This is a genomic window from Idiomarina aminovorans, assembly GCF_023155095.1.
In the GTDB taxonomy this organism is placed as follows: Bacteria; Pseudomonadota; Gammaproteobacteria; order Enterobacterales; family Alteromonadaceae; genus Idiomarina; species Idiomarina aminovorans.
In genome coordinates this window covers 30,282-43,839 of sequence record NZ_JAKNDA010000008.1, presented here as the reverse complement: position 1 = coordinate 43,839, position 13,558 = coordinate 30,282, and the positions used below count along the sequence as shown (strand labels likewise).

Here is a 13,558-nt window from a genome sequence, read left to right as displayed (position 1 = left end):
CCGGGTTAAGGTGAGTTTCTTAAAAACCGCAAAATACGTTCGTTGACGTCAGCCGAATGGGTTAGTGGCCCCATATGCCCGGCCGCAACAAAGGCTCTTTCAAGGTCAGGTAATACCGTGGATAAGGCTTCGGCTACCGCTTTTGCGCTGCGACGGGTATGTTCACCCTGTAACAGCAACACGTGTTGGTCAACACCACTGTAGTCATTTAATCGACGCGGTTCATTAAGCAACGCATCAAAATCTAACGCAACCTTGTCGGCCTGACTGACCATCAGCTGTTGAATACGCTCCGGTAAAGCATCGAAATAACCGGCATTGTTCCAGTAATCCACAAAAGTGCGCGTGCATTCTATGGCGTCTCTACCGTGCATGGCCTGACTAATTTCCTGAATTTCGAGCATACCGGGAGAGTCATCCGGTAACGCATGAAAGGCCACCGGTTCATAAAGCACAACGTCTGCAATCTTAAACGGGTTTTCTAACGCGAGCTTTAACGCAACCGCGCCACCATAGGAATGACCAACCAATTGCACCGGTTGTGACAAGCCCAGATGTTCAACTGCTGAGATAATGCGGGGTAACTCCTGCTCCAGCCTGAAGTTAGCCGCAAATTCAACCTTGGGCGCCTGTCCATAGCCGAGTAAGTCAACTGCAATAACAAAGTGACTGCTGATTAAATTTTTTACCAGTGCACGCCACTGCGTGCTTGCACTTTGAGAACTGTGCAACAATATCACCGGGGTATTTTGTTGCTCTCCGTAGAGATGAATTCCAGCTTCTAATTCAGACATAGCTTCACTTTAGGATAAACTGACACCAATAAACTGACCAATACCGAAGCCAGCCGACAACAATAAAACCGCAAAAGTAGTCAATACGCCAATGGTTCTTGGCAGGCTAACCCCAGCGCTGCGAGTCAGTCCAACGGCATGACATAAGCGCGCAATAATCAGTGCAATTCCTACCCCATGCAGCAAGCCTACGGACGCATTCTGGACTTCCATCGTCGCAAACAAAATAAGCGCCAATGGCACATATTCAATAAAGTTACCATGAATGCGTACCGCAATATTAAGTTCTTCGGCTTCACCCGTACCAATGCCGACCCGGTGCTTCCAGCGTAAACGAATAATCTGCACCGCCAGAACAAGATAAATGAGCGTCAGAACTCCGGCGTACAAACCGGTAATTGTCAATTGGGATGTCATTGCATGCTTCTTATTAGTTGTTACTTTTTGACGTTGTCAAAACTGGCTTCATCAAAAAAGGCTCACTATGTGAGCCTTTTATTAGCCGGCTATTTTTTAAGCAAAGTACTTAACTGCTCACTGACTTTTTCAACGGGTTGTGTGCCATCAATTTTATGGCACTGCGTTTTACCTTCCTCAGACAACTTTTGATAATACTCAACCAAAGGCTCGGTCTGCTCATGGTAAACCGACAAGCGTTTACGAACGGTTTGTTCTTGATCGTCCGGGCGAATAACCAGCTCTTCGCCAGTTTCATCGTCTTTGCCCTCCTCTTTAGGAGGATTGTGCTCTACGTGATAAACACGTCCTGAACCGGGGTGAACACGGCGGCCACTCATACGTTCAACGATAACTTCATCCGGAACTTCAAATTCCAGTACATAGTCAATTTCAATGCCGTTATCGCGCATTGCGTCAGCTTGCGGAATGGTTCTTGGAAAGCCGTCAAGCAGAAAGCCATTCTGGCAGTCCGGTTCGGCAATACGTTCTTTAACCAGCTCGATAATGATATCGTCAGACACTAACTGTCCGGCGTCCATAACTTGCTTGGCTTTTTTACCCAATTCCGAACCTGATTTGATTGCTGAACGCAACATATCACCCGTGGAAATTTGAGGGATCCCAAAAGTGTTCATCAGAAACTGAGCCTGAGTTCCCTTTCCAGCTCCCGGGGCGCCTAACAAAATAATGCGCATAGAAAACCTCTTTGTATGATTCAAAAGTCTGCCCCGAACTTTACCCTGACAGGCAGGGTATTACAAGCGCAGAAAGCCGCTGCGGGCAACGAGTTACCGGCAGCGGCGGGTGTAAAATTATGCGTTCAGCATTAATTTATTAAGGCGGGTAACAAAGGAGGCAGGGTCTTTCAAGTTGCCTCGCTCTGCCAACGTTGCCTGATCCAATAGCACTTCAGCCCATTCTTTAAAGGTGTCATCCTCTTTGGTCAGCATACGCTGAACCAATGGGTGCTCAGGATTAACCTCAAAGATATATTTGGTTTCAGGAACCGTCTGCCCGGCGGCTTCCATCAACTTCGCCATCTGCGTGCTCATATCATTGTCATCGGTAATGATACAGGCTGGAGAATCTGTTAAGCGATTGGTCACACGAACCTTCTTAACTTTATCACCTAAGGCGTGCTCGAAACGCTCCAGATTTTCTTTGAAAGCCTCTTCCGCTTTTTCCTGTTCAGCCTTGGCTTCCTCGTCGTCCAGTTCACCCAGATCTAAGTCTCCACGCGTGACTGACTGAAGCTGCTTCTCTTTAAATTCAGTCAGATGACTCATCAGCCATTCATCGATGCGCTCTGAAAGCAGCAGCACTTCAATACCTTTTTTGTTAAAGATTTCCAGCGCAGGGTTATTTCTGGCAGCTTCATAGCTGTCAGCAACAATGTAGAAAATTTTATCCTGGCCTTCTTTCATACGCTCAATGTAGTCGTCCAGGCTGACTGACTGCACAGCGCCGTCGTTATGCGTGGAAGCAAAACGCAACAGTTCGGAAATACGCTCACGGTTGGAGTGATCCTCTGCCGGACCTTCTTTCAGCACATTACCAAACGTATCCCAGAACTGTTGATATTGCTTCTGGTCGTCTTTTGCCAGCTTTTTCAGCATTTGCAACACTTTCTTGGTACTGCCGTTTCGCATGGCACGGGTAATTTTATTGTCCTGCAGAATTTCGCGCGAAACATTCAGCGGTAAATCGTTAGAGTCCACCAGACCACGCACAAAGCGCAAATACGTTGGCATTAACTGCTCGGCGTCATCCATGATGAATACGCGCTTCACATAAAGCTTAACACCGTGCTGCTGCTCGCGATTCCATAAGTCCCAGGGAGCGCGTTTAGGAATGTACAGCAAGTTAGTGTATTCGGTTGTACCTTCAACTTTGTTGTGGCTCCACAGCAGCGGCTCATCAAAATCGTGAGCTACGGTTTTGTAAAACTCTTTGTATTCTTCATCAGTAATGTCCGATTTTTCACGAGTCCAGAGTGCCTGACCTGAGTTGACGGTCTCCCATTCACCGGGCTGCCCTTCCACTTTATTACCTTCGTCATCTTCGGACTCGGGTACCGGCTCTTTCCACATTTGCACCGGTATGCTTAAGTGTTCTGAGTATTTATTGATAATGCCACGCAAGCGGTTTTTATCTAAAAACTCATCGGCATCGTCTTTCAGATGCAAAATAATATCAGTGCCGCGACGGGCTTTATCAATGTCAGCAATTTCGAATTCACCCTCGCCTTGAGAGCGCCATTCAACCGCTGATGCCTCTTTTTCCAAGCCGGAGCGAGTTCTTACCGTAACTTCGTCAGCAACAATAAAGGCCGAGTAAAAGCCTACACCAAACTGACCGATGAGCTTGCTGTCCTTTGATTCGTCACCCGACAACTGACCGAAGAATTCAGCCGTACCTGACTTCGCAATAGTCCCCAGGTTACTCATCACGTCATCGCGTGTCATACCCACACCATTATCGCTGATAGTGATGGTGCGGCTGTCTTTATCAACAGAAACACGAACGTGCAGATCACTGTCGTCTCCATACAGGGAATTGTCACTTAAAGCTTTAAAGCGCAATTTATCCGCCGCGTCAGACGCATTGGAGACCAGTTCACGTAAGAAAATTTCTTTATTGGAATACAGAGAATGAATCATCAGGTGAAGTAATTGTTTAACTTCTGTCTGAAATCCATGTTTTTCCATTTGACCGGCTTCCGCCATAGTATATTTCTCCTGCTGTTATTACCTATGGCAACAGTAATGGGGGCGCAGGAAATATTTTCAAGTCACCGGGAAAATTGTTTTCGGCCGCTGAAGGCGTGGCCGAGTGTGGTTTGATCAACATAACCCAGCTCACCGCCGACTGGCACGCCGTGAGCTATACGGGTGGTATTAATATTTTGTTGTGCAGCAATATCGGCAATGTAATGTGCCGTAGCATCACCTTCTACGGTTGGATTCGTTGCTAATACAATCTCTTTAACCGGCTCATTCTGCAACTGTCGTTCAAGCTCATCCAGACCAATATCTACCGGACCAATGCCGTCCAGAGGAGACAAATGTCCCATCAGCACAAAGTAGCGCCCCTGAAACTGAGAGGTTTGTTCAATGGCTAATACATCAGCGGGTGTTTCAACAACGCACAGCACACCGTTTTCGCGCCGCATCGGGTTGCTGCAAATTCGACACAACGGCTCTTCTGTTAAGGTCCGGCAGCACTCACAGTGCCCCACTTTTTCAACCGCGGACTGCAGTGATTCAGCGAGCCTTGAGGCGCCACCACGATCACGTTCAAGCAAATGAAACGCCATACGCTGGGCTGACTTCTGGCCAACACCCGGTAGGCGTTTTAAATTATCAACAAGTTCATCGATTGCCGGACTAATACTCATTAACCTGCCTCAGTTCTCAGAACGGCATTTTAAAACCCGGAGGCAAACCCAGACCACCAGTAATTTCTGACATACGCTCTTTGCTGGTTTCTTCAACCCGGCGCACCGCATCGTTGGTTGCGGCAGCAATCAAATCTTCCAGCATATCCTGGTCATCTTCCATCAAGCTTGGGTCAATGCTCACGCGTTTTACGTTGTGATTACCCAACATGGTGATTTTTACCAAACCCGCGCCGGCTTCACCGGTGACTTCCATGTTAGCAACTTCTTCCTGGGCTTGCTGCATGCGCTCCTGCATTTGTTGCGCCTGCTTCATCATGTTACCCATTCCACCTTTCATCATAGTTCTCTTCCTCGTTTAAGCTTTTGAAAATTAGCGCGCCTGAATTGACGATTCATCAATTTGCGCTTGAAACTTTTGCTGTAATTCCTGCACCCCGGTATCCGCCTGTAATATTTCACAGGCGCGTTGATGCCGATACTCATTAATATGTTGCTGCACCATAAGAGGCGTTGGCTGAGCCGGTACTCCGACTTTAAACTGTACACCCGCGCTAGTGCCTAATAAACCCGCCAAAGACTCTCTGACGGCCGCGTCGGTCGATTCATTCAGTAAACTTTTCTGTTGTTCTGCAACCAGGATCAACCAGTCGTCGTCTCCGGTTTTCTGCAACTCAGAGTTCAACAATACCTGACGAGCCAGACCGGAAATGTCCATACCCGCTATCATCGCGCTCCATTTATCAATTTCAGCCGCTTCGCGAATATCATCATTCAACTCGGGCAGCGCATAGTCACTTGGGTCTGACTTTTCTTCCGTTGTTGGCTCTGTTGCTTCAAATTTTATCGGCGCGGCGGATTCAGTCTGCGCCGGAGCATCTACCGACTGATTACCTTTGCCGGGATTTTTTTTTTCAGCCAGCTGTTCACGAACACGCAGTAAATCGGACACACCGGAATCCTGCTGCGCGGGTTCTGATTCTGGTTCTGCTTTTGGTTCTTCAGCATGATACGAAGGCGGTTCGTTATCACCAGCGTCATGTTCTGCTGCCTGCTCGGGATACGTAAACGCCGGCTCTGAATCTTGTTCGGGCGGCAACGGTTCAGTAAATTCAGGTTCCGGCATCGGTTCCTGCAACTCCGAATCGGTCAGTTCTGAACTGGGAATATCAGTATTCTGAGTCGAGCTTAACGTATCGATATCATTAGAATCCGTACTCTCTGCCGGACGGAAACACAGTAAACGCAACAAAGTCATTTCCAGACCGCTGCGCGCATCAATAGCGAAGGCCTGCTCACGGCGCCCTTCCAGAACAATACGGTAAAAAACCTGAATCAATTCGGCTGGCATGCGTCGTAACAACGGCTTAAGCACATCGCTGTTTTCAAAAGCATTAGCCGCGTCCGGCACCTGTTGAACCAACGCCAGCTGATGCAGCAAGCTTTGCAGCTCAACCAAAACTGAGCTGAGATCAGGTACCATAGATACCATCGCATCAACACGCTGCATTACCGTTTCTGCATCACCGTCAAGTACGCAATCCAGCAATGCAGCGATATCTGCCACAGGGACATTACCCAGCATACGTCTGACACTGTTAATACTAACGGCACCGTTTCCCTGAGCAATGGCTTGATCGGTTAAACTTAATGCGTCACGCATACTGCCTCGAGCTGAGCGGGCTAATAATGGCAACGCGTCAGCGTCTGCCTTAACCTGCTCCTGCCCCAGAACGTAATTCAGTTGTTGGGAAATATCGTCATTCGACAGCGCTTTTAAATTGAACTGCAGGCAACGCGACAAAATGGTCACCGGTAATTTTTGCGGATCCGTAGTGGCCAGCAGAAACTTCACATGTTCCGGCGGCTCTTCCAGAGTTTTTAAAAGCGCATTAAAACTGTGCCGCGACAGCATATGCACTTCGTCAATCAGGTAAACTTTATAGCGCCCGCGAGTTGGACGATACTGAACGTTATCAAGTAACTCGCGGGTGTCTTCAACTTTGGTTCTTGAGGCGGCATCAATTTCCAACAAGTCAACGAATCGCCCCTGCTCAATTTCCAGACAGGCACTGCACTGGCCACAAGGCGTTGAAGTAATGCCTTGTTCACAATTAAGGGCTTTAGCCAGTATGCGAGCGATGGTTGTTTTTCCAACCCCACGGGTGCCCGTAAACAGATAAGCATGATGCAGCCGCTGCTTATCGAGCGCATGCTCAAGCGGTTTCAGAACATGTTGTTGACCAACAACTTCCTCAAATTGAGAAGGTCGCCACTTTCTTGCCAGTACCTGATAACTCATAGGGCGAATTCTTAACTCTGTGTCGTTAAAACTGACATAAGGTATAGCATGCAACGCCTGCATGCTGCAATTTATCTTCGCCGCCCAGTTCCGGTAATGACACAATAAAAGCAGCTTCGGCAACCTCGGCACCCGCAGAGGCTATCAATTGATTTGCTGCAATAACGGTTCCCCCGGTTGCCAGCAGATCATCAATAATCAATACGCGATCGTCTTCAGTCAATGCATTTTCGTGCATTTGCAATTGATCAGAGCCATATTCTAACTGGTAGCTTTGACTGACAATTTTACCGGGCAGCTTCCCCGGTTTTCGCAGAAGCGTTACCCCGCATCCCATTGCATAAGCTAATGCCGAACCAAAAATGAAACCCCGTGCTTCAATAGCCGCTATCTGGGTAATGCCTGACTTGCTGTAACGATGTTTTAAAACGTCAACTGCACACCGGAAGGCAGTGGCGTCTTGCAACAAAGGAGTAATATCACGAAAGATTACACCCGGTTTTGGATAATCCTTAATAGAACCTATTGAGTCCCTGATATCCGTTGTCGTTGAGTTTGTCATCTCATTCTCGTTATTAGGCAACAAAACGCATCACCCACGCCTTCAAAATATCACGCAAAAAGTCTCCTTGAAGCGGTTTAGCAAGACATTCCGTTGCCCCGGCTTTTAATGCTTTGGGTTCAACTTCTGTTAGATCCTGCGTTGACATGAACAGTAATGGGTTGTGCCGATAGGCATCCAATTCGCGTAAGTTTTTCAATAATGATAAACCGTCCATCACCGGCATTTTATGATCAAGCAGGATGATATCAAAATACGACTGTTTCGCCTTACTGAAACCATCAAGACCATCACATGCAAGGGTTACATCTAAGCCAAGCGGTTCTATCGCCTGACAAATAGACTGGCGAGTTGTGTCTTTATCCTCGACAACGAGTAAAGTCACTGACATAAATGTCGCTTACCTGATAGTTAATGAGGATTTAATTAGGCAGAAATAAGCTGAGTTAAACGTAAAACTAATGGCAAACAGCCAGTAATTACAAACAGGACAACTGCAATAAGCAAAAATCGTTTGCCCGCAGGTTCTTTAAAGGTTTCTGATGACATAACTTTTACCCCTCAATGAAATCAAGGCCGATCATACTCGATCCTTTACGACGATAAAAGTTGAATTCAATTCTTTACTGTTAATATTAATTGCTACTGAGTAAGTTGGTTTAATCTTTGCTTTGCATCTAGTTCCCGGGGTTGGAATTGCTCACTTATCTTGTCTTTAGGGTGCTGATTTCATTCTGTCCCCAAAAACAAAAACCCGACACTGTGGCCGGGTTTTACTGTGCAGTTATAACGAAAAGCGATTAATTGAGTTTGATGCCTTTTCGTTCTGCTGTCGATTTTATGTAACCTTTCCAGCTACGAGCACTGCGACGTTGACCGTCGAAGGTTGCCGCTTCATCAACATAACGCATTGCCTGGCGATAGTCACCACCATAGAAATACGCTTCTGCTAATGACATATAAACGCGGCCTTCATCTTTACGTCCTAAATAGTCCAGTGCCTTTTTCAAAGGATCCGTTGCCGCAATATACTGTTCGTTTAACAGCATCAGGTTACCCTGCTTACGGTAATATTCACCTTTGTCGTCACTGTCGTTAGTCGCTCCAGCTGCACGTTGATACCAAGCTACAGCTTTGTCAAGCGCTTTTGCCCGATGAAAACTATTCGCAATAGTTGCAAAGTTTTTCGCTGTACCCTCAATATCTCCTGCTTTTACATGCTTTTCCATGGTACTGGCTGCTTTGTATGGAATACCTTCATTATCGTACAGTTGAACCAGCATTTTATACTGACTTTCCGTATCGAGATATCCAGCCATATAAGCTATTTCCATGGTCTGAAGAGATTTTCCAAGATTCTCTTCAAGCATGTAAAACTGAGCGAGTTGAGGCCACCAAGCTGTTACTTCGGGTAGCTTGTTTAAACCTTCTTCAAGAACCTCTATCGCCTGAGGATACATCTTACGTTCATAGTAAGACGCCATCATTAGCGTATAGATATTTTTGTCCGGTTTATCAGCGGCCTGCAAAGACGCTTCCGCAAAAGGAATAATTTCCCCGAAGTTCTTCATCTGATAGTGCGCATTGGCCATATACAAGAACACCTGAGAATCACGCTCGCCGGTGAATTGGACCCACTGCTTCAGGTATTCAAGACTTTGCGCGTATTTCTCTTCCTGCAAACTAATTTGCCCTACCAGTTTCAGAGCCGCAGATTGATCATTCCAACCCAGCACATCTTGATCAACGGAGTCTTTCAAGACTGCTAAAGCGTCAGCCATGCGTTCATCTGCTGCATAAAGATTACCCAAAAAACGACCTAAGTAAGCCGAGTCATATCCCGGCTCAGGATCTTGATCTTCAAGAATCGCTATGGCTTCTTTTATTTCGTCTTCTTCATACAGCTCAAACGCATCCATGATGGCTCGACCAATACTTTGCGAAGCCGCTTTATTGTCACGAGCTTTCTTCTGCGCCTCAACGGTCTCTTTATCCGGAATATTGAAGCCAAGGTCCTGAGCCAAAGCCGGGACCGTTGTCATCGACATAATCGAAGCAAACGCCAGGGCACTAACAAATGTTTTTACTGTATATTTCATTTCTTAGCTCCCATCCATTGTGAAGTCAAGTTGAACGGTCATGCCTTCCTGACGGACAGGCTTACCATCAATGACCTGAGGTTTATATTTCCAACGCAACAATGCACGTCGTGCCTCACGGTCAAACACTCGACGAGGTTCAGAATCGATGACTTCAACGTCAGTTACACCACCTTGTTGATCGATAGTGAAACGCAGTTGTACCCAGCCTTCAGTGCCGTTTCGGGCTGCTGATGGTGGATAACGCGGTTCAATACGAACAATTGGTGTTGCGTCACCGTCGGAACTCAAACCTCCACCAGGCCCCGAAAGTCCGGTGTCAGCTCCACCAACATCAACATCAAAACCCATGTTCATGTTCATACCACTGTCTGATGTATCTGGTTCAGACTGCGGCGTTTCCGGTGGTTGCTCCGGCGGTGGCGGTGGCGGCGGCGGCGTACGCTGACGCTCTTGAACATCAGAATCCGGTGGCGACGTTACGATGTCAATAACCGGCGATGGAGGCGGCGCTTCGTTGCGCTGAGCTCCTCCGCCGATTAAGTAAGCCATGAAAGCAAACAGAGCAAACGTAACGGCGGCACCTAGTAGTAAAGATACTAAAAAGCGCACCATATTAGTTCTTCTCCGCAGCTATGGATATCTTGTCGATACCCGCTTCCTTAACTTGATCCATAACTTCGACAACGACACCATGTTCAGCTTTGTTATCTGCCTGGATAACAACAACATCAGTTGGTTGTTCGGCAAGCATACGTTCAATGTTCGCACCTACGCGTTCAACATCTACTTGACGTTTATCCATCCAGACCTCACCGGTATCGCGAATAGCGATAAAGATGTTAGCCGAAGGTTCCTTGGTCGTATTACTCGCTTCAGGTTTATTAACCTGAATACCCGCTTCTTTGACGAATGAGGTCGTTACGATAAAGAAGATCAACATAATGAAGACGATGTCGAGCATCGGCGTCATGTCGATCGACGCATCTTCCTCTTCTCGATTACGATTACGTGCCATAGTTTTACTCTCTTAGTGATGTGGCAAACTGTCAATAAGGCGTTCTTTCGCTCTGCGCACTTTACTTTCAAGGCGTGTCGCAAAGAACATACCGGATAACGCTGCAACCATTCCCGCCATTGTCGGGATTGTTGCCATCGAAATACCCGATGCCATTAGACGAGGGTTACCCGTCCCTTGTACTGCCATGATTTCAAACACCGCAATCATACCTGTTACGGTACCCAGCAGCCCGACCAGCGGACATAAGGCAACACAAGTTTTTATCAACAGAATACGTGCATTCAGTTTATCGTTCGCTTCGGAAATCCATGCTTCACGGATTCTATGGGCGTACCATGAGGTGGTGTCCTTACGGGCATCCCATTTCGCAATAATTTCTTTGCGAAATTTCGGGAAAGCACCGGTAAGATACCAATAACGCTCAATCATCAGTACCCACATTAGAAAGAGCACCCCCATGACGATGTACAGGACATCGCCACCGGTAGCCAAAAAATCCCTGATAGATTCCCAAAGTTCCATCAGGTAAAGCATGGGTTACTCCTTCTCCGAATGCGTAGCTACGATACCCGCCGCCTGCTCGTCCAGAATATGAACAATAGACTTGCCGCGAGAAGCCACAATACTGTGAGCCAAAATCAATGGAATAGCGGCAATCAGACCCATAGCCGTTGTTACCAACGCCATAGAGATATCGCCTGCCATGATCTTAGGATCACCGGTACCAAACAGTGTAATCGACTGGAACGTACCAATCATACCAACAACCGTACCTAACAGTCCAAGCAACGGTGCGATAGCGGCAAGAATCTTGATGACATTAATGCCACTTTCAACCCTTGGTGTTTCACGCAGAATGGCTTCGTCCAGTTTCAGTTCCAGGTTTTCAACATCGGCTTTCTTATTCTCATGATAAACCTTAAGAATACGACCCAATGCGTTGTTATCTTTAGGCTTGTCTGTGTTTTTCAACTGAGAACGAATTTTACCGGCTGCAGTTGTCAGAGTAACCAGTTTGAAGATAGAAATTAGCAGACCCAGAATTAACACTGCAGTGATTACATAACCAACGGTCTCACCCTGATGATAACGCTCTTCCAAGGTTGCTTTGTTAGTCAACAAGCTAAGAATCTGGCCTTTTGACGGATCAAGGAATACGCCTTCATAACCTTCTTCGGTGCTAGCAAACTCTTCAGCTTGTGAAGTTGCAGCACCCTGCGGTTGACGGCCCAACGGCTGAACTTGTTCTGTCACATCGTTGTACACCAGGTACTCGTTGTCAGAAATTAAGTTAAAGGTACCAATACGCACCACTTCACGGCTTTCGCTACCGCCGTCAAGCAAAGTTACTTGGGTATTAAACTTAACCACTTTACCCGATTCGACCATTTCAGTTAATAACGCTTTCCAAAGCTCTTCAAGTTCTTCCAGAGTAGGAAGCTCTTTGGCTTCAGACAAGCTTTCTAAAACGTCTTCACGGCCAGGGTATTGCGCACTCACAATTGACGTTGCAATACGACCGATGGTTTCTGTTGCAGCACCGCGAACAACACCGAACATTTCACCTAAGGTGCCTTTAGCATTCTCGAGTTCTTGCTCTTTGTTCGCCAGGTTAATTTCATTTTCAGAAAACTCTTCCTGTAAACGTTTGCCGCGAGCTTTCTCTTCCTTTAACTGCTGTTCAGCACGGTTAAGCAAAGCCTGCTTGTCTGCGCGGGCAGCGGTGAACTCACGCTCACGTTCTGCGTTTAATGCGCGAGAAGAAACACGGTTTTTCTCAACAAGCTGCATCAGCTCATCTAAGTTTTTAGCTTCAGATTGATCCTGAGCTTGAGCAGCGAGAGTCGTACCTGCAGAAAGGGTGACTGCTGCTGCAATCATTAACGATTTAACTAATTTATTCATTCTGCACTCTCCGCTGCGAATACTGGAAGTTTAACCAGATCGTAAGCAAGTTGCTTACGTGACATACGAATCGCTTGGGTCAGAGGACGGATAAACTCGTCTTCCAAAGCAGTCCACTCATCGGTTTCGTTGTTATAGATCCAAGCATTTTTTAAGTCCAGAGACTGCGCCAGGAATGCAACACGACCCATATGGAAATAGTCGACAGCAAATTTTTCACCGTTAATTTCCAGGTTGCCCTGGTAAGAGATCAAACCGGAACCGTAGTCCATTTCTGTCTGATAAGCTTCGATGATTTGACGAAATTGCTCTGATGTAGAAACGCTTGAGCTGTCCATAATGTCACGCAAACGCTCAACACGCTCAATACGCTTCTCGCGGTGAATTGGAATATCCAATTTCACGAATTGCTCAAGCGAATTGATCATTTCATACATCAAAGGAACAACGCCCTGTTTAGTGCGTTCAATTCCGTTAATTTGCTCCTGCAGAGACTCAAGTGTCGCGTTTTGGTCGTTAACCAAACGCTGAACGTGGTCATTATAGACTTTCAAGTTCTCGTACTCAGCAACGACTGAGCGATACTCGATAAGCATGTCCTGACTTTGCTCGAACAAAGAGTTGATTTTCTCCTGCGACTGTTCGCTGGCGTTTAAAATCTTTTGCTCTTCGTTTTGCAGCTTAGCTACATCTACTTGCTGTGCAGCGGCAACGCCGGTGCCAGCAAACGCCATCACACCCATAAGGGTTGCAGCGAGTTTGGTTCTTTTAATTACTTTGGTCATAGTTCCCAACCAATTTGACTTAACTTCCGCTTCAACGCCTGAGGCGCGAAACACCAGTTGTTTGAATGACGAAAAGATCTAGTTCTACACTTTATGAGTATTGCTCTAATAAGCAATATCAAAAGATAGTCCCACGATGACCATACGCTGTCAACCAAGTAGACTGAGTCAACCGCGCTATAGTTGTCGCTTTGTATTCAGTGCAGAACACGGATCTGGACTCTCGCAATCTCC

The 13,558-nt window shown here is 46.8% G+C and carries 15 protein-coding genes; all 15 read right to left on the bottom strand.

The window, feature by feature from the left end; genetic code table 11:
* Positions 1-5 precede the first annotated feature (5 nt).
* The 15 genes from L8G48_RS12700 to L8G48_RS12630 all read right to left on the bottom strand — a co-directional run bounded on the left by L8G48_RS12700 (position 6) and on the right by L8G48_RS12630 (position 13,324).
* Entirely contained in the window at positions 6-794 is a 789-nt protein-coding gene (locus tag L8G48_RS12700) for an alpha/beta fold hydrolase (protein ID WP_248264988.1), read from the bottom strand.
* Between the two features lie 9 nt (positions 795-803).
* Positions 804-1,211 (bottom strand): MAPEG family protein, encoded by a 408-nt coding sequence (locus tag L8G48_RS12695; protein ID WP_248264987.1) that lies wholly within the window; start codon positions 1,209-1,211, stop codon positions 804-806.
* An 89-nt stretch (positions 1,212-1,300) separates the two neighbouring features.
* Positions 1,301-1,948: an adenylate kinase gene (gene adk, locus L8G48_RS12690; protein ID WP_248264986.1), complete on the bottom strand. Its 648-nt coding sequence runs from the start codon at positions 1,946-1,948 to the stop codon at positions 1,301-1,303.
* A 117-nt stretch (positions 1,949-2,065) separates the two neighbouring features.
* On the bottom strand, positions 2,066-3,979 hold the full coding sequence (gene htpG, locus L8G48_RS12685) for a molecular chaperone HtpG (RefSeq protein WP_248264985.1): 1,914 nt from the start codon (positions 3,977-3,979) through the stop codon (positions 2,066-2,068).
* A 65-nt stretch (positions 3,980-4,044) separates the two neighbouring features.
* Positions 4,045-4,650 carry a recombination mediator RecR gene (gene recR, locus L8G48_RS12680; protein WP_248264984.1) on the bottom strand — a complete coding sequence of 202 codons (606 nt, stop codon included), beginning with the start codon at positions 4,648-4,650 and terminating at the stop codon, positions 4,045-4,047.
* 16 nt (positions 4,651-4,666) lie between these two features.
* Complete coding sequence (locus L8G48_RS12675) at positions 4,667-4,993, bottom strand: YbaB/EbfC family nucleoid-associated protein (RefSeq protein WP_248264983.1); 327 nt, start codon at positions 4,991-4,993, stop codon at positions 4,667-4,669.
* Positions 4,994-5,023: 30 nt separating this feature from the next.
* Positions 5,024-6,952, bottom strand: a complete 1,929-nt coding sequence (gene dnaX, locus L8G48_RS12670; RefSeq protein WP_248265012.1) for a DNA polymerase III subunit gamma/tau — start codon at positions 6,950-6,952, stop codon at positions 5,024-5,026.
* Between the two features lie 25 nt (positions 6,953-6,977).
* The gene (locus tag L8G48_RS12665; protein WP_248264982.1) at positions 6,978-7,514 is read right to left on the bottom strand and encodes an adenine phosphoribosyltransferase; all 537 of its coding nucleotides are present in this window, start codon (positions 7,512-7,514) and stop codon (positions 6,978-6,980) included.
* A gap of 13 nt (positions 7,515-7,527) precedes the next feature.
* A complete protein-coding gene (locus tag L8G48_RS12660; RefSeq protein ID WP_248264981.1) occupies positions 7,528-7,905 on the bottom strand; it encodes a response regulator in 378 nt (125 codons plus the stop codon).
* Positions 7,906-8,314: 409 nt separating this feature from the next.
* Positions 8,315-9,613, bottom strand: coding sequence for a tetratricopeptide repeat protein (locus tag L8G48_RS12655; protein WP_248264980.1), 1,299 nt, complete (start codon positions 9,611-9,613; stop codon positions 8,315-8,317).
* Positions 9,614-9,616: 3 nt separating this feature from the next.
* Complete coding sequence (locus L8G48_RS12650; RefSeq protein ID WP_248264979.1) at positions 9,617-10,228, bottom strand: energy transducer TonB; 612 nt, start codon at positions 10,226-10,228, stop codon at positions 9,617-9,619.
* A 1-nt stretch (position 10,229) separates the two neighbouring features.
* On the bottom strand, positions 10,230-10,631 hold the full coding sequence (locus L8G48_RS12645; protein ID WP_248264978.1) for an ExbD/TolR family protein: 402 nt from the start codon (positions 10,629-10,631) through the stop codon (positions 10,230-10,232).
* Between the two features lie 12 nt (positions 10,632-10,643).
* Positions 10,644-11,168, bottom strand: coding sequence for a MotA/TolQ/ExbB proton channel family protein (locus tag L8G48_RS12640; protein ID WP_248264977.1), 525 nt, complete (start codon positions 11,166-11,168; stop codon positions 10,644-10,646).
* Between the two features lie 3 nt (positions 11,169-11,171).
* A complete protein-coding gene (locus L8G48_RS12635; RefSeq protein ID WP_248264976.1) occupies positions 11,172-12,539 on the bottom strand; it encodes a MotA/TolQ/ExbB proton channel family protein in 1,368 nt (455 codons plus the stop codon).
* The gene (locus L8G48_RS12630) at positions 12,536-13,324 is read right to left on the bottom strand and encodes a DUF3450 domain-containing protein (protein ID WP_248264975.1); all 789 of its coding nucleotides are present in this window, start codon (positions 13,322-13,324) and stop codon (positions 12,536-12,538) included. The genes L8G48_RS12635 and L8G48_RS12630 overlap by 4 nt, the downstream gene beginning before the upstream one ends.
* Positions 13,325-13,558 lie beyond the last annotated feature (234 nt).

Coding starts and splice junctions, on each gene's coding strand:
- L8G48_RS12675 (WP_248264983.1), bottom strand. CDS start 4,993: ATGATGAAAGGTGGAATGGGTAACATGATGAAGCAGGCGCAACAAATG.
- L8G48_RS12655 (WP_248264980.1), bottom strand. CDS start 9,613: ATGAAATATACAGTAAAAACATTTGTTAGTGCCCTGGCGTTTGCTTCG.
- L8G48_RS12665 (WP_248264982.1), bottom strand. CDS start 7,514: ATGACAAACTCAACGACAACGGATATCAGGGACTCAATAGGTTCTATT.
- adk (WP_248264986.1), bottom strand. CDS start 1,948: ATGCGCATTATTTTGTTAGGCGCCCCGGGAGCTGGAAAGGGAACTCAG.
- L8G48_RS12635 (WP_248264976.1), bottom strand. CDS start 12,539: ATGAATAAATTAGTTAAATCGTTAATGATTGCAGCAGCAGTCACCCTT.
- L8G48_RS12630 (WP_248264975.1), bottom strand. CDS start 13,324: ATGACCAAAGTAATTAAAAGAACCAAACTCGCTGCAACCCTTATGGGT.
- L8G48_RS12640 (WP_248264977.1), bottom strand. CDS start 11,168: ATGCTTTACCTGATGGAACTTTGGGAATCTATCAGGGATTTTTTGGCT.
- L8G48_RS12695 (WP_248264987.1), bottom strand. CDS start 1,211: ATGACATCCCAATTGACAATTACCGGTTTGTACGCCGGAGTTCTGACG.
- L8G48_RS12650 (WP_248264979.1), bottom strand. CDS start 10,228: ATGGTGCGCTTTTTAGTATCTTTACTACTAGGTGCCGCCGTTACGTTT.
- dnaX (WP_248265012.1), bottom strand. CDS start 6,952: ATGAGTTATCAGGTACTGGCAAGAAAGTGGCGACCTTCTCAATTTGAG.
- L8G48_RS12660 (WP_248264981.1), bottom strand. CDS start 7,905: ATGTCAGTGACTTTACTCGTTGTCGAGGATAAAGACACAACTCGCCAG.
- htpG (WP_248264985.1), bottom strand. CDS start 3,979: ATGGCGGAAGCCGGTCAAATGGAAAAACATGGATTTCAGACAGAAGTT.
- recR (WP_248264984.1), bottom strand. CDS start 4,650: ATGAGTATTAGTCCGGCAATCGATGAACTTGTTGATAATTTAAAACGC.
- L8G48_RS12700 (WP_248264988.1), bottom strand. CDS start 794: ATGTCTGAATTAGAAGCTGGAATTCATCTCTACGGAGAGCAACAAAAT.
- L8G48_RS12645 (WP_248264978.1), bottom strand. CDS start 10,631: ATGGCACGTAATCGTAATCGAGAAGAGGAAGATGCGTCGATCGACATG.